Source organism: Roseococcus sp. GW821-FHT12F05 (genome assembly GCF_058806835.1).
The window spans coordinates 1-19,156 of sequence record NZ_JBXAQB010000009.1; the positions used below are offsets into that span (position 1 = coordinate 1).

12 protein-coding genes are annotated in these 19,156 nt (G+C 72.3%); 7 read left to right on the plus strand and 5 right to left on the minus strand.

Annotation, left to right across the window (positions count from 1 at the left end):
• Positions 1-260: 260 nt before the first annotated feature.
• Positions 261-617 (minus strand): STAS domain-containing protein, encoded by a 357-nt coding sequence (locus AC1ROY_RS20610; protein WP_493150756.1) that lies wholly within the window; start codon positions 615-617, stop codon positions 261-263.
• Between the two features lie 170 nt (positions 618-787).
• Between AC1ROY_RS20610 and AC1ROY_RS20615 the strand changes: the two genes are divergently transcribed.
• Positions 788-1,768, plus strand: coding sequence for a patatin-like phospholipase family protein (locus tag AC1ROY_RS20615; RefSeq protein ID WP_493150757.1), 981 nt, complete (start codon positions 788-790; stop codon positions 1,766-1,768).
• Here the strand turns inward: AC1ROY_RS20615 and AC1ROY_RS20620 are convergent.
• On the minus strand, positions 1,757-3,295 hold the full coding sequence (locus tag AC1ROY_RS20620; RefSeq protein ID WP_493150758.1) for an MDR family MFS transporter: 1,539 nt from the start codon (positions 3,293-3,295) through the stop codon (positions 1,757-1,759). The two genes, AC1ROY_RS20615 and AC1ROY_RS20620, sit on opposite strands and share 12 nt — an antisense overlap.
• Positions 3,292-4,047: an alpha/beta fold hydrolase gene (locus tag AC1ROY_RS20625; RefSeq protein ID WP_493150759.1), complete on the minus strand. Its 756-nt coding sequence runs from the start codon at positions 4,045-4,047 to the stop codon at positions 3,292-3,294. The genes AC1ROY_RS20620 and AC1ROY_RS20625 overlap by 4 nt, the downstream gene beginning before the upstream one ends.
• A gap of 271 nt (positions 4,048-4,318) precedes the next feature.
• Here AC1ROY_RS20625 and AC1ROY_RS20630 point away from each other — a divergent pair, with 271 nt between their 5' ends.
• Complete coding sequence (locus tag AC1ROY_RS20630) at positions 4,319-5,470, plus strand: NAD-dependent epimerase/dehydratase family protein (RefSeq protein WP_493150760.1); 1,152 nt, start codon at positions 4,319-4,321, stop codon at positions 5,468-5,470.
• 1 nt (position 5,471) lies between these two features.
• Entirely contained in the window at positions 5,472-6,716 is a 1,245-nt protein-coding gene (locus tag AC1ROY_RS20635) for a nucleotide disphospho-sugar-binding domain-containing protein (protein WP_493150761.1), read from the plus strand.
• Here the strand turns inward: AC1ROY_RS20635 and AC1ROY_RS20640 are convergent.
• Positions 6,685-8,400, minus strand: coding sequence for an ABC1 kinase family protein (locus AC1ROY_RS20640; RefSeq protein WP_493150762.1), 1,716 nt, complete (start codon positions 8,398-8,400; stop codon positions 6,685-6,687). The genes AC1ROY_RS20635 and AC1ROY_RS20640 overlap by 32 nt on opposite strands.
• Positions 8,397-9,932: an HAL/PAL/TAL family ammonia-lyase gene (locus tag AC1ROY_RS20645; RefSeq protein ID WP_493150763.1), complete on the minus strand. Its 1,536-nt coding sequence runs from the start codon at positions 9,930-9,932 to the stop codon at positions 8,397-8,399. Before AC1ROY_RS20645 ends, AC1ROY_RS20640 begins: the two co-directional genes overlap by 4 nt.
• 220 nt (positions 9,933-10,152) lie before the next feature.
• Between AC1ROY_RS20645 and AC1ROY_RS20650 the strand changes: the two genes are divergently transcribed.
• The 4 genes from AC1ROY_RS20650 (at position 10,153) to AC1ROY_RS20665 (ending at position 19,153) form a co-directional block, all read left to right on the plus strand.
• The gene (locus AC1ROY_RS20650; RefSeq protein WP_493150764.1) at positions 10,153-10,923 is read left to right on the plus strand and encodes a thioesterase II family protein; all 771 of its coding nucleotides are present in this window, start codon (positions 10,153-10,155) and stop codon (positions 10,921-10,923) included.
• Between the two features lie 2 nt (positions 10,924-10,925).
• Positions 10,926-11,642 carry a 4'-phosphopantetheinyl transferase family protein gene (locus AC1ROY_RS20655; RefSeq protein WP_493150765.1) on the plus strand — a complete coding sequence of 239 codons (717 nt, stop codon included), beginning with the start codon at positions 10,926-10,928 and terminating at the stop codon, positions 11,640-11,642.
• Positions 11,643-11,767: 125 nt separating this feature from the next.
• Positions 11,768-13,525 carry an AMP-binding protein gene (locus AC1ROY_RS20660; RefSeq protein ID WP_493150766.1) on the plus strand — a complete coding sequence of 586 codons (1,758 nt, stop codon included), beginning with the start codon at positions 11,768-11,770 and terminating at the stop codon, positions 13,523-13,525.
• Positions 13,526-13,528: 3 nt separating this feature from the next.
• Positions 13,529-19,153: a type I polyketide synthase gene (locus AC1ROY_RS20665; protein ID WP_493150767.1), complete on the plus strand. Its 5,625-nt coding sequence runs from the start codon at positions 13,529-13,531 to the stop codon at positions 19,151-19,153.
• Positions 19,154-19,156 lie beyond the last annotated feature (3 nt).

Sequence of the window (19,156 nt, forward strand, 5' to 3'; positions counted from 1 at the left end):
GGTGGAGCAGCCCGGTAGCTCGTCAGGCTCATAACCTGAAGGTCACAGGTTCAAATCCTGTCCCCGCATCCAAAATCTCCAGCATCAGCAGAGCCTTGGCCGCCGTCTCGGAGATCCCGCTCCGCAGGCGGCTCTTTGCCATAGAGTGAAGCTGTCTGGATGGGCGGGCATCGGGGCCGGCTGAAGCGGTTCACCGCTTCCGGATCACCAGGAGCGCGGTGTTCCCGTTCATCAGGCCCGCGCGGGAGAGCCCCGCCGCCTCATGCGCCCGATGGCCTCGCGACGAGCAGCTGAAGAGCTTCTGCTTCGTTCGAGGCGAAGGTGAGAAGGCGTGAGAAGCCGGTGATGTCGAACACAGGGAATATCGCGTCGTTCACCGAGACCAGGATCAGGTCGCTGCCGGCCTTCCTGGCGTCTCGCGTGAAGCGCATGAGCACCCTCAGCCCCATGCTGCTCAGATAGCTGACACGACGCAGATTCAGGAGCAGGCTGCCGCCTCCTCCGGCGTACCAGCCTTCCAGCTCCTGCTCCAGAAGTGCCGCTCCCGCGATGTTCAGCTTGCCGCTGACGGCGAGTACGACCACGCCGCTCTCGATGAGCCGTGAGATCTCCAGCATGTCCCCTGAACCTCTCGCCCCGGAAGCGGGGTATTCGCCGACGCGCTGCGGCGTCTATCATAAGTGGCCGCTTCCAATTATCAATTCCGTCCGGCACGGTACCCGGCAGACGCAGTCGCCTGTGGCCATGACCGCGTCTCCGGCTCTCATGGCATGGCTTCTGGCAGATCATGACGACTGTAAAGATCCTTTCCCTGGACGGCGGCGTGCGCCCGTTGGTCTGCTGCATGCTGCTGAAAAGGCTCATCGAGGCCGCCCCGGGCCTGCTGGACGGCGTCGACATATTTGCCGGCACCTCAGCCGGGGCCGTGACCAGCGGCGCCATTGCGGCTGCTCCCACTGTGGAGGAAGGGGTCGACCGGGCCATCGAGCTGTGGCGGCGCTGGAAGCCTTTCGCCGGCGCGAGCCCGCTTTCGCCACGCACGCTGTTCGCCATGTCCGGTGGCTGCGCCTTCCTCACCCATGAGCAGCTCCACGCCGAGGCCCGCATGCTGTTCGGCGGGATCCGCCTTCAGGATCTGAAGCGGAAGGTGGTCATCCCGACCGTGTCGCTCGACAACCAGATCTCCCTCCAGAAGCGGCGGCACTGGTCGATCGAGATCGCCCACAATCTCGACACGGAGGAAGGCTCCCGCTCGCCGGCGCTCGCCGACGTCGTCCTGCGCTCGAGCTCCCTCCCGGTGTTGCATCCGGCCTTCCAGGGACGCGTCGACGGCGGCCTCTACGCCAACAATCCCAGCATGTGCGCGCTGGCCCTGGCACGCGACTACCTCGGCGCGGAGATCGATCGGACGCTGATCCTGTCGGTCGGCCAGGGGATCTCGAACGCCTACATGTCGCTGAGCCGCGGCGATGTCGGCTACGGCCAGTGGCTCCTCGCCGGCGACAACCCGATGGCGCTGATCCGGCTGGTAATGGATGCCAATCTGCAGTCCACCAACTATCAGATCAGCCGCATCCTGGAGGATCGCTTCGTCCGACTCGACCCTACCCTCACCGCGGATGTCGAGCCCGCGGCCAGCCGGCCCCAGGCGGAGGTCAACCGGCAGCAGGAGGCGATGGCCGCCGAGGTGAGCCTCGACCTGACGCTGGAGCAGCTGGACAACATCGGGTGGATGGCGCCGAAGGCGGGGCCGTCGTCAGGCCGCTGAATCCGTGGGCTTGCCGGGAACCTCCGACAGCTTCCTCTCCTCCAGCCCCAGCGCGAGGAGGAGCCCGCCCAGGGCGACCGCGGCCGCCGCCAGGAAGCCGATGACGATGGCGCCCTGATACTGGTCCATGATCAGCTGCCGCGCCGCGTCCGGGAGTCCCACGATCTCGCCGAGCCCGAGGCTCGCCGGCTCATGGCCCGGAGAATGGCCGGCGAGGCTCAGCTGCCCGACCACGATGGCGCCCGCGGCCGCGATCCCGAAGGCGCCAGCGAGCGAGCGGAAGAAGCCCGAGCTGGAGGTCGCCGTCCCGATGTCGCCGGGCGGCACGGCGTTCTGTAGCGCGACCGTCAGGCCCGGCATCAACAGGCCCAGCCCCGCGCCGACGAAGAAGAGCAGGGCGGCCATCAGCCCTGCCGCCATGTCGCCGAGGCTCGCCGACGTCGCCCAGCCGAGCGAGAGGAGCGACAGCGTCACGGTGGCGACACCCGCCAGGGTCTGCCGCCTGTAGCGCCCGGTTCTGGAGATCCGGCGGCCGCCGAGAAGCAGCGACAGGGTGAGCCCTGCGGCCATCGGCGTCATGACGAGGCCCGATGCGGCCGGCGACAGGCCGGTCACGACCTGCAGGAAGAGGGGGAAGAAGGCGAGCGCGCCGAAGACCGCCATCGTCATGGCGGCCGATACCAGCGTCGCCACCTGCCAGATCCGATTGCTGATCACGGATAGGGGAAACAGCGGCTCCGGATGCCGCTTCTCCACGGGCACCAGCGCCACCCCCAGCGCCAGGGCCACGGCGAGGAGCCCGAGCACGAAGGCCGAGCCCCAGCCCAGGGAGGGACCCAGGCTCAGCGCCGCCAGCAGGCAGGTCGAGATCGTCAGGACCATGAGGATGCCGGCGAAATCGATACGGTGCTCCGAGCTCCGTCGGCCGGGGGGCAGGCCCATCCAGATGAGGGCGAGGGCGGCGAGCCCGAAGGGCAGGTTGACGTAGAAGATCCACCGCCACGACCATGCCTCGGTGATGAGGCCGCCAAGCGGAGCCCCGGCCAGGCTGGCGAGCGTGAACACGGCGCCGAACAGGCCCTGGTAGCTGCCGCGTGCCCGGGGCGAGACGAGGTCCGACATGGTGATCTGCGTCAGGGTCATCAGGCCGCCCGCGCCCAGGCCCTGGAAGGCCCGGCCGGCGAGAAGCTGCGGCATCGACTGGGCCAGTCCGCAGAGCGCGGACCCCGCGAGGAAGATGAGCACCGCCACGGTGACCAGCGGGCGCCGCCCGTGCATGTCGCTCAGCTTGCCGTAGACGGGCGTTGCGGCGGTGCTGGTCAGCAGGAAGATCGTCAGCACCCAGGACAGCTCGCCCACCTGGCCGAGGTCGCTGATGATGCGCGGCAAGGCCGGTCCGACGATGTTCGAATCGAGCGCGCTCAGCGACATGACCAGGAGCAGGCCTGCCAGGGCGAGGTGGAAGCGCCGCTTCGGGATCGCGATCGCGGCATGGTCGCCGGACTCGCCGGGATCGGCGGCGCTCATGCCGACGCCGCCGCCGCCTCTCCCATGCCGCCCGCGGCCGCCCTCCCGGCGTCCACCAGCAGGGCCGCCGTCTCGGCCGGGCCGTCGATCATGGCCTCGTGGCCGGTATCCAGCGTGCTCACGGCGAAGCGTCCGCCATCGGCGAGACGTGCCGCGATGGCGCGGAAATCCGGCGGCCGGAAGCGCAGCGTGGCCGCATAGGCGAGATGCGGGACCCCCTGCCACGCCCCGGTCAGCTCCGCCGCGTCCTGGAATGTCCGGAGCGGATGAGGCGCGCAGCGCCGGTCGACCCAGGCGGCGTCCTCGGGCGAGGCGAGCGCGTACATCGCAGCCGGCGCGGGCGGCAGGACGGCGCCGTGCTCCGTTTCCACCGCACGGGACAGGATGAGGTTGCGCCGCTCCTCGCCGTCGACGTCGAGCAGCGAGCGGCCCGGCTCGGGGAAGAGGGCGTCGATCAGCACCAGCGCGCCGACGCGCCCGGGGACGCGGTCGGCAGCCAGCAGCGCCACGGCACCGCCGTAGCTGTGCCCGCACAGGACGATGTCGGACAGTTCCTCGCTCTCGATCACCGCCAGGATGTCGGCAACATGGGAGGAAAGGCCGGTTTGCGGTCCAAGGAGGTGGCGGCGGTCCCCCAGCCCCGTCAGCGAGGGGGTGAAGACCCGATGGCCCGCTGCCGACAGGGCGGCGGCGACACGCTTCCAGCACCAGCCGCCGTGCCATGCGCCGTGGACGAGCAGGAAGTCGGTCATCGGCGCTGCCTGTGCATGCATTCCTGCAGGAGCGCTCCTGTTGCCTGTCCGCAGGGCCGGCCGCAGAATGACATGCCAGTCATTGGGCAAGGCGCAGAAGCACTCACGATGCGGATATCCGGGCCGAGGTCGCCTTGTCAACGACCCTGAATCCAGAGCGACCGGCCGGCTCGCGCCCTCGTGCCCTTCCCGCCGGAGAGGCCGTCCGTCCCGACATCCGGGCGCTGCTCGGGGGTGTCGCCGAGGAGGCCCTGCCGGGGCAGGGGAGCCGATGGCACGCAGGGTCCTGATCGTCGGCGGTGCCGGCTTCATCGGCTCGCACACGGCCGAGGCGCTGCTGCAGGCCGGTCACCGCGTGCGCGTTCTCGATGGCCTCGATCCCGAGGTGCACGGCCCTTCCGGCACATGGCCCGCCTATCTCCATGCGGCGGTGGAGCGGCGCAAGGGAGACGTGCGCGACCCGGACGCGCTCGCCCGGGCCCTGGACGGGATCGACGCCGTGTATCACCTGGCGGCGCGGACGAGCACGGCCCGTTCCATGTATCGGCTGCAGGACTACCTGGACGTCAACGTATCGGGCACGGCCGCGCTGTGGGATGCCGTCGGCCTGCGTGGCGGTGTCGAGCGGGTGGTCCTGGGCTCCTCGCGCGCGGTCTATGGCGAGGGCGCCCATCTCTGTCGAGATTGCGGCCCCGTCGCGCCGCCCGGGCGCTCCCGCGAGCAGCTCGACCAGGGCCGGTGGCACCTGCGCTGCCCCCTCTGCGGTGGCGCCGTCGCCGCCATCGCCACCGACGAGCGGCAGGAGCCGAAGCCACAGTCGATCTACGCCACGACCAAGCTCTTCCAGGAGCAGCTGGCGGCGCAGGCCGCCAGGGGCCTCGGCGTCGGCCTCGTGATCCTGCGCTACTTCAACGTCTACGGACCGCGCCAGGCATGGGGCAATCCCTATACGGGCATCGCCAACGTCTTCTTCTCCCGCCGCCAGGACGGCCTGCCGATCCAGCTCTTCGAGGACGGCCTGCCCACCCGCGACTTCGTCTCGGTGCGCGACGTCGCCCGTGCCAACCTGCTCGCGCTCGATGCTCCCGCGCCGGGAGGGCCGGTGAACATCGGCTCGGGCGTGGCGACCACCATCCGCGCGATGGCGGAGGCGGTGTGCGTCGGGCTCGGCGTCGCGGCGGCGGTCGAGGTCACGGGCTGGTCGCGCCTCGGCGATATCCGCTGCTGCTTCGCCGACACGCGGCTGGCCCGGCAGGCGCTCGGATTCGAGGCGGAAGTGTCGCTCTGCGACGGCGTCGCCGAACTGGCCCGCTGGATCGGGGGCGAGCCGCGGTCCGGCGAGGCCTACCGCGCCATGCTCGAGGAGATCCAGGCCAACGGCATCCTGCGCAGGGGCGCGGGCCCAGCCAGCGAGGAGCGATGAGATGAAGCCCCATGTCCTTTTCATCGGGGAGGCGGTGACGCTGACGCACGTGCTGCGGCCGAAGATGCTGGCGGATGCGCTGCATGCGGCGGGCTACCCGGTCACGCTCGCCTGCGATCCGCGCTTCGACGCGCTGATGGGCGAGAGGCCCTACCGCACCATTCCCCTCCGTTCCTCGATCGACGCGGCGACGAACGCCCAGATCCTGAAGCGGAACGAGCCGCTGTTCAGCCCCGGCACGCTCGCGGACTACGTGCGGGAGGACACGCGCCTCATGCGGCTGCTCGCGCCGCGGCTCGTGGTCGGGGACATGCGGCAGTCCCTGTCCATCAGCGCGCGCCGCCTCGGCGTGCCCTACGTCAACATCATCAATGCCCATTGGAGCCCGTTCTCGGACGTGCCCCTCGAGGTGGTGAACAATCCCTGGACCGGCCTCCTCGGGCGCGAGATGGCCGACCGGGTCGCCCGTGCCCTGACGCCGGTCGGCAGCATGCTGGTGGGCCTGCCGCACAACATCGCCCGGGTGAGCCACGGGCTGCCCCCCGTCGGGCTGACGCTGAAGGAGGTCTTCACGGACGGCGACTATGTCGTCCATCCGGACATCCCCGAGATCAACCCCACGCGCGATCCGCCGCCGCTGCACCGCCATATCGGGCCGATCCAGTGGACGCCGTCGCGGCCGGCGCCCCCCTGGTGGGGGCAGGTGCCTGCCGACAGGCCGCTCGTCTACGTGAACCTCGGCAGTTCCGGGGAGCCGTCCCTGCTGGCCGGCATCGTCGCGGCGCTCGTCGACCTGCCCGTCAGCGTGATGGTTGGAACCACGGACAAGGGGGCCGTAGCGTCGACCGCCGACAACCTGTTCGTCTCCGATTTCATCCCCGGCGAGGAAGCCGCGCGGCGGGCGGCGCTCGTGATCTGCAGCGGGGGCGCGTCGTCGGCCTACCAGGCGTTGGCGGGCGGCGCCCCTTTCCTCGCCATCCCGAGCAACGCCGACCAGCTCGTCTTCACCCGCCTTGCGGTACGGCACGGCGTGGCCGAATGCCTCCTCGAGGCCGAGGCGGGCACTGAAGCGGTGCGGGATGCCGCCACGCGGATGCTCGATGGGCCGCAGTACAAGGCGAATGCGGAGCGCCTGGAGCGGGTGCTCGCGGGCTACGACGCCCCGGCGCGCTTCGTGTCCTTCGTCGATGAGATCCTTGGCGGAACGGCGGCCCTCAGCGCCGGCGCCCCAGCAGGAGCGCCATAGCGGCGATCGCCAGCACGGCGAGCCCCGTCGGCGTCGTGACGATCTCGCCGTGCGGGCCGAGCAGCACCGCGCAGGCCATCACCCCCACTGCCACGAGCGCGATGCCGAGCTGATTCGCCGACTGCATCCGGGAGCGCGCGCCGTCCCCGTGGCGGTCCGCGCTGACGCGCACGCGCAGCTTTCCGCGCTCCAGCTGCGTCATCAGGTTGTCGAGCCGCGCGGGCAGGCGCAGGCCGAAGGCCCACAGCCGCTTCAGCCGGTCGGCATCGGGGGTGAGCTCGTCCGTGACCAGGCGCTGCGCCAGCGGCATGAAGCGCTCGGCCGGATCGAAGCCCGGGTCGATGGCGGCGACGGTGCCGGAGCAGATTCCCATGGCGCGGAACACGAACAGCAGCTCCGCCGGGAGCTTCATCGGCGAGCTGTAGAGCAGCGACTGGTAGTCCGCGAAGATCTGCCCGTATTCGGGCAGCTCGGCCGTGCGGACCTGCCCGACGAAGGCGTGGGGAAACCTGTTCAGCATCGTCGCGGTCATCCGCTCGAGCTCCTCGATGTCCGTGCCGGGCAGGAGCAGGTCTCCTTCCACATAGGACTGGACGATGGTGTAGGCGTCGCGCGTGGCGAGCCCGGCGGCATAGGTGCGCAGTGATTGCCGAGCATGGGGCGGGATCTGCACGGCCATGCCGAAGTCGATGAAAACCAGCCGGAACGGCCTGCCGGGAAGGTAGGGCAGGTGGCTCGGGACCGGGCCGGCCGGTGGCAGCGCCGGCAGGTGCCGCTCGTCCTTCGCCGGCAGCGGCTGCACGAAGAGGTTGCCGGGATGGGGATCCGCATGGACGAAGCCGAACCGGAAGATCTGGTCCAGATAGGCATCCATCAGCTTGCTCGCGACGCGATGGCGATCCACCCCGGCCACCTCGTAGCCGAGCACGTCGGTGATGGGCACGTAGGAGACGTCCTCCATCGTGAGCGTGCGGGGGCCCGATCGCGACCAATGGATCTTCGGCACGTGGATATCGGGATCCTCGGCGAACTGGCGCGCGAAGCGCTCGCTGCTGCGGCCCTCGGCGACGAGGTCGAGCTCGCGCCCGGTCACGGTGACGAACTCCTGCGCCAGGAGATCGAGATTCACGCGCCGGCGGATGCTCGGCACGCGCTTCATCAGGCGGATCGCGCGGCCGATGATGGAGAGATCGCTCTCGACGATCTCGTGGATGCCGGGCCGCAGCACCTTGACGACGACGGCCCGCCCATCCGGCAGCACGGCCCGGTGTGCCTGGCCGAGCGAGGCCGCGCCGAGAGGGATGGGGTCGAAGCTGCGGAACAGCTCCGCCATCGGCAGCAGGAAATCGGCTTCCAGCTGCGCGACGATGGCGGAGGCGGGCGCTGGCGGCACGGCGTCGTGCAGGCCCGCCATGATGTCCGTGACCTCCTTGGGCACGATGTCCACGCGCGCGCCGACATATTGGCCGAGCTTGATGAGGACGCCGCCGAGGCGCTCAGCCTCCGCGCGGTAGAGGCGGGCGAGGCGGGCCCATCGCGGCGCGGACGGCCTCCGGAAGCGGCGGAGCGGGCCGGCCGCGAGCAGGATGTCCCACCAGAACAGGTGCAGCATGATCCGGGTGAACAGGCCGCGCACGGCCCGCGCGCGCCGGCGCATGCCGGGCGTCGGCGCCGGCCGCGTCACGCGAAGTCCAGCGGCAGCGCGCGGTTGCGGATCATCTCCTTCACCAGGGCGATGTGCCCGTCCTGGCGCATGTCCCGGTCGTTGAAGGGCACCACGGCGCGGACCGCGTCGCGGAGCGCGCGGCCGCGGGCGTGGCAGCCCTCGTCCCGCCGCAGGTCGACCGCCTGGGCGAGCGCGAGCAGGCAGATGGCCGAGACGGTCTCGGTGAGCTCCACCACGCGCAGGCAGTCGCGCGCCGCGATGGTGCTCATGCTGACCTTGTCCTGGTTGTGGTTCTCGGTGCTGCGGCTGAAGACGCTCGCCGGCATGGTCGCCTTGAGCGCTTCCGCCGTGAGGGCCGAGGCCGCGATCTGCATCGCCTTGAAGCCGTGATGCGCCGCGCGTGCGGCGGGTTCCGCGCCGACCAGGTTCTCCGGCAGGCCGCTGCTGGTCGAGGCCGAGCAGATCAGCACCAGCTGCCGGTCGAGGATGTCGGCGACATTGGCGACGGCGTTCTTGAGCCCGTCGGCGACGAAGCACACATGGCCGCCATAGAAATTGCCGCCGAACAGCGGATCGCCCGTCTCCGGATCGATGAGCGGGTTGTCGGACGCGCCGTTCAGCTCCGTCTCGAGCCAGGGCTTCATCCAGTCGAGCGCATCGAGCAGGACGCCGATGACATGCGGGCCGCAGCGGATGGAGTAGCGGTCCTGCAGGCGCCCTTCGCGGGGCGTGCCGGCCTTGTATTCCACGTCCCCCGCGATCCACTCGGCGCAGCGGAACTGTCCCGGGTGCGGCTTGGCCCGGAAGATCCGCGGATCGAAATGCGCGGGATTGCCCCGGGTGACGTCGCTCGCCATCGCGGTCAGCGCTGCCGCGAGCCGCGCGAGCCAGCGCGCGCGCTCGAAGGCGAGGGCCGCGAGTGCGACCGACACGCTGGTGCCGTTCATGATCGCGAGGCTTTCCTTCGGCCCCAGCGTCACCGGCGCCAGTCCCGCGGCCGCCAGCGCCTCGGCCGCGGGGACGATGCCCGATCCGGCATGGACCTCGCGCTCTCCCGCCAGCACGGCGGCGACATAGGACAGCGGGGTCAGGTCGCCGCTCGCGCCCACGGACCCCTCGCTGGGGATGACGGGCAGGATGCGCCGGCCGAGCAGCTGCGCCAGGCGGTCCAGCACCTCCAGCCGGACGCCCGACCAGCCCGCCGCGAGAGAGGCGAGGCGGGCCGTCAGCACCGCCGCGGACTCGGCTTCGTCCAGCGGGGCGCCCGTGCCCACGCCATGGAACCGCACGAGATTGGCCGCGAGGTCGTCCGCGAGATGCGCCGGCACTTCCGTCACCACCGATTCGCCGAAGCCGGTATTGACGCCGTAGATGCGCTCGCCCGCTGCGATGCGGGCGTTCAGCAGGCGCGAGCCGGCCTCGATCCGGTCGCGGAACGCGGCGGAGGAGGCGAGCTCAACGCGCGCATGGCCATGCGCCACGGTCCAGACGTCCGCAGGCGTGAGCGGCTGCTCGCCGACGATGACGGCGGGCAGGTTGTGGAGCTTCATGAAGGCTGTTTCCTCATGGCCTCGGCATGGCGCCTGGGCGCTGGAAGAGTGACCGCATGGGCGCCCATTCATGAGACGGCGTCCGCCGGGAATCCATGGATGCTTTACCCATTCTCCGGGAATGGATACTGGTCTGCAACGCCTGAGGTCCGGCCGGGCCGTGTCGATGCCGGCCCACGCCTTGGCAAGTCATCGTGTCGCGGGTGCCTGAGCGGGGATCATGACGGACATCACGGCACCGGACGCGTCCCCCTGGTTCCTGGGCTTTCCCGCCGCCGCCGAAAGCCCCGCGCGGTTGTTCTGCCTGCCCTATGCGGGAGGCAGCGCCGCCGCGTACATGCCATGGCGTCGCGCGGCGGATCCGCGACTGGGCATCATTCCCGTGCAGCTTCCGGGCCGCGGCGGCCGGATCCGGGAGGCGCCCCTGCAAAGGCTCGACCGGATCGCGGATGCCTTGGCGGCCGCGCTCCGGCCTGCGCTGGACCGGCCCTATGCGCTGTTCGGGCACAGTCTCGGCGCCCTCCTTGCCTTCGAGACGCAGCGCCGCCTGCGCGACCTCGGCGCGCCCGCGCCCGTGGCCCTCTTCGTCTCCGCGCGGGCGGCGCCGCATCTGCCACGCCGCCGGCCTCCGCTGCACCGCCTGTCCGACGGCGATCTCATCCGCGAGTTGAAGGCGCTCGACGGCACCCCGGCGGCGGTGTTCGAGGATCCGGAACTCGTCGCGCTGATGCTGCCCATCCTGCGGGCCGACCTGGCAGCCGTGGAGACCCACGAGTTCCGGCATGACGATCCGCTCGACTGCCCGATCCATGCCTTCGGCGGCGACGCGGACAGCGTCACCGCCGAGGATCTCGATGGCTGGAGGGCACATGCACGCGTCTTCTCCGGCGTGACGCTCTATCCGGGCGGCCATTTCTATCAGAATGCCCATCGGACGGCCCTGGTGACGGAGATCTGCGGTCTGTTCGACCGCTTCCGGCCGGGCGCCTGAGGATGCTGGCCGGGCGCCTGCCGGACCCATGCGCGCTCGCGGTCGGAGAGGTCCATGTCTGGCATGCGGACCTCGATGCGCTCGCCGGCGACCAGCCGCATCTCGAAACGCTCCTGTCCGTGGAGGAGGCCGCGCGCGCGGACCGTTTCGCGACCGCGGTTCTTCGCGATCGCTTCCTCCGCCGCCGCGGCCTTCTGCGATTGCTGCTCAGCCGGTACCTCGGCAAGGACCCGGCCACGCTGCGCTTCTCCTCCGGTCCCCACGGCAAGCCGGAGCTGACCGCGGGCCCCCATTTCAATCTGAGCGACAGCGACAGCCACGTCGCCATCGCCATCGCCGACCGGCCGGTGGGGATAGACATCGAGGTGCTTCGTCCGCTCGACGGCATGGCGGGCATCGTTGCGGACAATTTCTCCGCGCGTGAGATCGCCGCCTTCGCCGCCGTGCCGCGGGCGGCGCGGGAGGAGGCCTTCTTCCGCGCCTGGACGCGCAAGGAAGCCTTCGCCAAGGCGCTCGGGCGCGGGCTGCTGCAGCGCTTCGCGGATTTCAGCGTGGAGTTCGCGGCGGGCGAGGCGCCCCGCCTGATCGAGATCTCGGGCGCGCCGGAAGAGGCGGAGGCCTGGACTCTGCGCGATCTCGCCCCCGCCGCCGGACTGGCCGGGGCGCTGGCGGTGCGGGCGCGGTTGGCCGTGCTGCGCTTCGAGCATATCCGGCCCTGAGCCTGGCCTGAACCGTACCATTCTGTGAAGCGGCTTGACGGGCGCCGGGGGCGACTTGTAGCGTCCGCTTGGGTCATGGAACTGCTTGTCTCTGAACGAGAACTGGCATCGGGAGCGCCATTCCCATGGCGGCGGACAACGGCAATCTGAACGTCGCGAATTTCGTCGATAGTGCCGCGGCCGGCCGTCCTTGCCTCGTCCATCAGGGTGACACGCTGACCTATGGGGCTGTCGGCGCGCAGGCCGCGCGCCTGCGGCGCATGCTGGCCGCGCAGGGCATCGGCCGCGGCGACCGCGTGGCGCTGCTCCTGCCGAACTCTCCCGGCTTCGTCTTCGCCTATCTCGCCATCCTCGGCCTGGGCGCGGTCGCCGTCTGCATCAATCCGCTGCTGGCGGAGGAGGAGATCGCCTTCATCCTGTCCGACAGCGGCGCCCGTGCGGCCTTTGCCGGCGAGGCCGCCGCCGGCGTCCTGGAGCAGCGCGGCATCCTCCGCCTCACGCCCGACGCGCCGGGCGGCGAGCCGCTCGCGCCGGCCACGGTCGATGCCAGCCATCCGGCCGTGATCGTCTATTCGTCGGGGACGACGGGCCGGCCGAAGGGCGTCGTCCTGTCGCACGGCAACGTCGATTTCACCGCGCGCTCGAAGGTCCGCTACATGGATGTCGGGGCGGAGGACCGGCTGCTGCTGTTCCTGCCGCTGCATCACTGCTTCGGCCAGAACGCCATCATGAATGCGGCCTTCTGCGCGGGCGCCTGCATCGTCCTCCACTCACGCTTCGACCGGGAGGCCGTGCTGGCTTCGCTCGGCGCCGATGGCGTGAGCATGGTGTTCGGCGTGCCGACCACCTTCCTCTCCCTCGAGGAGCATGTCGGCGCGGCCGACACCTCCTCGGTGCGCTACTGGTTCTCCGCCGCGGCGCCCCTGCCGCGCGAGGTGGAGGAGCGCTGGACCCGCCGCATGGGCCTGCCCATCCACCAGGGCTACGGGCAGACCGAGTGCTCCCCCTTCGCCACCTACAACCATGCGGAGCTGCTCCGGCCGGGCACGGTGGGCACCGCCATCGACGGCGTCGAGCTGCGCGTCGTCGATCCCCGGGACGGCCGCGTGCTGCCGGCAGGAGAAGCCGGCGAGGTCGTGCTGTGCGGCCCCAACGTCATGCTGGGCTACTGGAACCGGCCGGACGAGACCGCGAGGACCATCCGCGACGGCTGGCTGCACACCGGCGACATCGGCCGGCTCGACGCGGACGGCTATCTCTCGGTCGAGGACCGGCTGAGCGACCTCATCATCGTCGGCGGCCGCAACGTCTATCCGGCCGAGGTCGAGAACGCGCTCCACGGCCATCCCTCCGTCGCCGAGGCGGCGGTCTACGGCGTGGCGGATCCCTTCCTGGGCGAGGAGGTCTGGGCCCGCCTCGTGCTGCATCCCGGCTGCGCCGAGGCGCCCGAGGAGATCGAGGCGCATTGCCGCCGGTCGCTGGCCGCCTACAAGGTGCCCGCCGTCATCGAGTTCGCCGGCGCGCTGCCGCGCAACCCGACGGGCAAGATCCTGAAGCGGGAGCTGCGGGCCGCGGCCAGCCGGCCGGAAGCGGCCCCTCTTCCGGGGCGGCGCTCCCCGGAAGAGGCGGAAGCCTGGGTCGCCGGCTGGCTGGCGCGGCGCCTCGGCCTTCGCGCGGAGGAGATCGAGCGCGAGCGCGCCTTCGCCGAATACGGGCTCGATTCCGTGCTCGGCGTCGCGCTGGCCCGCGAGCTCGCCCTCCATCTCGGCCATGCCCTGGAGCCCACGCTGGCCTGGGAGGCCCCAACGCTGGCGGCCCTGGTGGATCGCCTGGCCGGCGCCGAGGTGCTCGCCACGCGGCGGGCGGCGCCCGCGGTGGCCTGACCGGTGCCCACGCCGCCCGCCGAGCCCGTGGCCGTCGTCGGGATCGGCTGCCGGCTGCCGGGCGGCGCGGACGACGCCGAGAGCTTCTGGCGGCTCCTGCGCGAAGGGACCGACGCGGTCCGCCCGATCCCCGAGGAGCGTGGGGAAGGCGTGGGCGGCGAGCTTTCCTACAGCCGGCACATGGGCGTCCTCGACGGCATCGACCGCTTCGATGCCGGCTTCTTCGGCATCTCGCCGCGCGAGGCGGCGTCCATGGATCCGCAGCACCGCCTGCTGCTCGAGGTGGCGTGGGAAGCGATCGAGAACGCCGCCTGGTCTCCGGCCTCCCTCGCCGGCTCGCAGACCGGGGTCTGGATCGGCATCTATTCGGACGACTACGCCCAGGAGCGGCTCTACCGGCGCGCCGCCGCCGAGATCGACGGGCATGCGGGCCTCGGCATGATGCGCAGCCTCGCCGCCGGGCGCATCGCCTATCACCTCGACCTGCACGGGCCGGTGCTGGCGGTCGACACCGCCTGCTCCTCCTCCCTGCTGGCGATCCACCTGGCCTGCCGCAGCCTGCGCGCCGGCGAATGCGACCGGGCGCTGGCGGGCGGCGTCAGCCTGGCGCTCTCGCCGGAGATCACCCTCGGGCTCTGCCGCATGGGGGCCCTGTCGCCGAGCGGCCGCTGCCGGACCTTCAGCGCGGACGCGGACGGCTTCGTGCGGGGCGAGGGCTGCGGCGTCGTGGCGCTGCGGCGGCTCGACGACGCGCTCGCGGCGGGCGATCCGGTCATCGCCGTCATCCGCGGCTCCGCGGTGAACCATGACGGGCGCAGCAACGGCATCTCCGCGCCGAACGGAGCCGCCCAGCGGTCGGTGATCCGGGCGGCGCTCGCGGAGGCGGGGGTGGACGGGCGCTCGATCGGCTATGTCGAGGCCCATGGGACCGGCACCCGGCTCGGCGATCCGATCGAGCTGCGGGCGCTCGGCGACGCCTATGGGAGCGAGCGCGCGGCCCCGCTGGTGATCGGTTCCGTGAAGACCAATCTCGGGCATCTGGAGGCGGCGGCGGGCGTCGCCGGCTTCGTGAAGGCGGCCCTGGCGGTGAACCGGGCGGAGATCCCCGCGAACCTCCATTTCGCCTCCCCCAATCCGCTGATGCCATGGGACGGGCTCGGCATGGAGGTGGCGACCGGCACCAGGCCCTGGGGCGGCCCCGAGCCTCGGCGCGCGGGGATCAGCGCCTTCGGCATGAGCGGCACCAACGTGCACATGGTGATCGAGGCGCCGCCGCTCCTCCGTGAGGAGGTGCGGGGGCAGGGGCCCTGGGCGCTGGCGCTTTCGGCGCGGTCCGAGGCGGCTCTCGGCGCCCTGGCTCAACGCCACGCGGCGGCGCTGGAGGCGCGGCCCGGCATCGATCCCGCCGCCGTCGCCGCCACGCTCAACATCGGGCGGGCCATGTTTCCGGTGCGCGCAGCCTTCGTCTTCGAGGATGTCGAAGGGCTCGTGCGCCAGCTGCGGGGGCCGCTGGCGCCGGTCGCGGCTCCTGTCCGCCCGCCCGCCCTCGTGTTTCGCTTCCCCGACAAAGGGGCGGGAGGCGCGGAGCGGCTTGCCGACGCCTTCTCGGCCGCCCGGGAGCTGGAAGCCCTCGGCCTCCATCCGGCCCATGTCATCGGCTTCGGCTTCGGCGAGATCGCCGCGGCCTGCTGCGCCGGCGTCCTCGGCCTCGGCGAGGCCCGGCAGCTCCTGCAGGCGCGCGAGGCGGCGCTCGCCCAGGCCGACCGCGAGGCGGGCCGCTTCGCCTTTCTGCGGGCGCTGCGGGCGCTCCATCTCTCGCCTCCCGGCACCCCCCTGGTCTCCGGCATGCTCGGGCGTGCGATCGGGGCCGAGGCGACGAGCCCGGCCTATTGGTGGCAGCAGCTCGGCCAGGCGCCGGACCCGGAGGCGGCCATGGCGGCGCTCGGCGGCAACGTGCTCGTCCTGGATGTGGAGAAGCCGCTCACCCGGATGGAAGCCTGCCGCCTGCTCGCCCGGCTCCATCTGGCGGGCGCGCCGATCGACTGGGCGAGGGTGCATGCCGCGGGCCGCACACGGCGGATCGCGCTGCCGTCCTATCCCTTCGAGCGGCAGCGCCATTTCATCGAGCGGCCCGCAGCCCGTTCGGATGTTGCCGAAGTTCCCTTCGGCCTCGCCGGCGCCGCGCTGTCCCTGGCCGGCAGCGCGGAGCGGCGCTTCGTCCTGACGCTGGGGCCTGCGCATGCCTATCTGCGCGATCATCGGGTGGGCGGCGAAAGTCTCCTGCCGGCGTCGGCCTTCGCCGAGATCGCGGCGCAGAATGCCCTCGCCGCGCGTCCGGGCCGGACCAGCGCCGTCGAGCGGCTGTCGCTCCTGCGGCCCCTGCCGCTTCATGAGGGAGACGGGACCGAGATCCAGACGGTCGTGGCGGAGGATGGCGGCTGGAGCCTCTATGCCCGGCCCGGTGTGGACGGCGAATGGACGCTCCACGCGACCGCCCGTCTCGCCGATGTCGCCGCCGGGATGGCCCCGCCCGAGGCGGAGGCAACACTGGCGCAGCGCATCGAGGGCGCCGAGATCTACGCCACCCTGGCGCGCCAGGGCATCGAGCCCGGCCCCGCCTTCCGGAGCCTGGAATGGGTCGAGCGCCGCGGCGAGGCAGCCCTGGCGGCCATGACCCTGCCCGATGCCGCGGGACCATCGGAGAGCTACCTGCTGCACCCGGCCCTGCTCGATGGCGGCCTCGTGGGATGCAGCGCCATCCTGCCCGGGCTGCCGGAAGGAACGAGCTGGCTGCCGGCCGGGATGGACCGCCTCCGCGTCCATGGGGCCGCCGGCTCCGCCGCGACGGTGGTGGCGAGGTTGCGCGCTGCCGACGGCGAGCGGGCGCAGTTGGACCTGTGCGTGCTGGCCGAAGGCCGCGTCGTGGCCGAGATCGAGGGGCTGGCCTTCGTCCGCTCGAAGCCGCGCGCCGGAGCCGTCGCGGAGCCGCGCCTCCTTCGCTTCCATTGGCAGCCGGCGCCGCTGCCGGCCGGCGGGAACCCTGCGCGCCGGTTCGTCCTCACCGGCGACGATGCGGCAGCCCTCGCCGCGCTCGCGGAGGCGCTGGGGCGGCAGGGCCATGCCGTGACGCTGCTCCGCGAGGAAGAGACGCAGGACGCCGGCGCGCTGCATCGGCGGATCGCGGAGGCCATGCCGGGCGGCGTCGTCGCCGATCTCGCTCTCATGGCGGCGGATGCCGCGGGCGGCGTCCCGGCCTCCTATGGCCGGCACCTGCGTCTCGTCCAGGCGCTCGGCCCCTCGGCCGGGCGCTCCGGCGCGCGGCTCGTCCTGGTCACGCGCGGCAGCCAGCGCGTGGGGATGGAGGAGGTGCCCGCCGTCGCCGAGGCCGGCCTCTGGGGGCTGTCGCGCGTGGCCGCCCGCGAATACCCGGACCTGCGGATCGCCCGGCTCGACCTCGACGCCGGCGAAGCCCCTCCCATTCGCGAGCTGGCCCGCTTCCTCCCCGAGGCGCCCTCCGGCGAGGAGATCGCCTTCCGCCAGGGCCAGGCGTTCCAGGCGGAGCTGTCCGCCGAGGGGCCGGCCCGGCCGGTGGAGCTGCCGGTCTTCGCCGGCGCCCCGCCCGGCCCAGGCGAGGTCACCCTCGGGGTGATGGCGAGCGGCCTCAACTTCCGGGACGTCCTGCACGGCATGGGGCTGCTGGCGGATTCCGCGGCCCGCATGCCCTACGGCCTGGAATGCGCCGGCCTCGTCACGGCCGTGGGCGCTGATGTCGCCGGGCTGCGCCCCGGCCAGCCCGTGATCGCCGGGCTCACGGTGGGCAGCCTCGCGGACCGGGTGAGCGTGCCGGCGGCCTTCGTGGTGCCGAAGCCGCCCGGCCTCTCGTTCCGCGACGCCGCCACCCTGCCGCTCGCCTTCCTCACCGCCCATTACGGCCTCGACCGGCTGGCCGGGCTCAAGGACGGCGAGCGCGTCCTGATCCACGCCGCGGCCGGCGGCGTCGGCCAGGCCGCCATCCAGGTCGCGAAGCGGGCGGGCGCCGAGATCTTCGCGACGGCGAGCCCGGGCAAGTGGGGCCATCTGCGCCGGCAGGGGATCGCCCACCTCTTCGACTCGCGCCGGCCCGACTTCGCCGGCGAGATTCGCCGCCTGACCGGCGGCCGGGGCGTGGACGTGGTGCTCAACAGCCTGGGCGGCGAGGCCATCGCCGCGAGCTTCGCCGCGCTCGCGGACGGCGGCAGGTTCGTCGAGATCGGCCGGATGGACATCTGGTCCCGGCGGCAGGTGGAGGAGCTCGGGCGGGGCATCGCCTATTTCCCGTTCGACCTGTGGGACGTGAAGCAGGACCAGCCTCTGGTCGCCGCGATGATGGCCGAGATGGCCGCCCGGCTCGGGGACGGCACGCTGGCGCCGCTGCGCTCCGAGCTCTTCCCGATCGACCGGGCAGGGGCGGCGTTCCAGCACATGGCCAGGGCCCGCCACATCGGCAAGATCGTGCTCTGGCAGGCCCCGGCCGGACGCGGCGGCGTGATCCGGCCGGACGGCGTCTATCTCGTGACCGGCGGACTGGGCGCGCTCGGGCTGCACGCCGCCCGCTGGCTGGTCTCGCGCGGGGCGCGGCGCGTCGTGCTGGCCGGCCGCCGGCCGCCCTCGCCGGAGGCGGACCAGGCCGTCGAGGCGCTGCGGGAGCTCGGCGCCGAGGTCGAGGTGAGGCAGGCCGACCTCGGCGTGCGGGCCGAGGTGGCGCGGCTCCGGGCCGGGCTGCCCCCGCTTTCGGGCGTGATCCACGCCGCCGGCCTGGTGAACGACGCCGTCATCGCCCGGCAGGACGAGGCGCGCTTCGCCGAGGTCCTCGCGCCCAAGCTGACGGCCGCCTGGCACCTGCACGAGGCGCTGCGGGAGGATCCGCTGGATTTCTTCCTCCTCTACGCCTCGGCCTCGGGCCTGCTCGGCACGCCGGGCCAGGCGAACTATGCCGCGGCCAATGCGGCCCTGGACGCCTTCGCCCACCACCGCGCCGCGCTGGGGCTGCCGGCGCTCGCGGTGGACTGGGGCCCCTGGGCCGGCGAGGGCATGGCCCGTGCGCTCCGGGACGAGGGGATCGCGCGCATCGACCCGGCGGCGGCGGATGCCGTGCTCGACCGCCTCCTGCTGGAGCGGCAGGGGCAGGTCGCCGTTCTGCCGGAAGGGCCCGCACGCATGCCGCCGCGGGCCGCGGCGCCCGCCGTCCCGGCGCAGGCGCCCGCCCTGCGGGCCGAGCTGGAGCGGGCGCCCCTGGCCGACCGGCGCCGGCTCCTGCGGGCGCATGCGGGCCGGCTGGTGGCGGCGCTCCTGGAGCTGCCGCCGGGCCAGGCCGTCGATCCCGCGCGGCCCCTGGAGGAGCTCGGCTTCGATTCGCTGATGAACCTCGAGCTGAAGGCCGAGCTCGACCGCAAGCTCGGCGTCGAGCTCCGGCAGACCCTGGCCTTCGACTTCCCGACGGTAGACGCGCTCGTGGCCCATCTCGCCGAGGATGTGATGAAATGGACCCTCCGTGAGGAGCGGGGCCGTGAGGAGCCGGGGGAGGCCCCTTCCGGCGCCCCGGACCTGAAGGGCGAGCTCCTCGCGGAGCTGCGCGCCCTGAACTACTGAGGC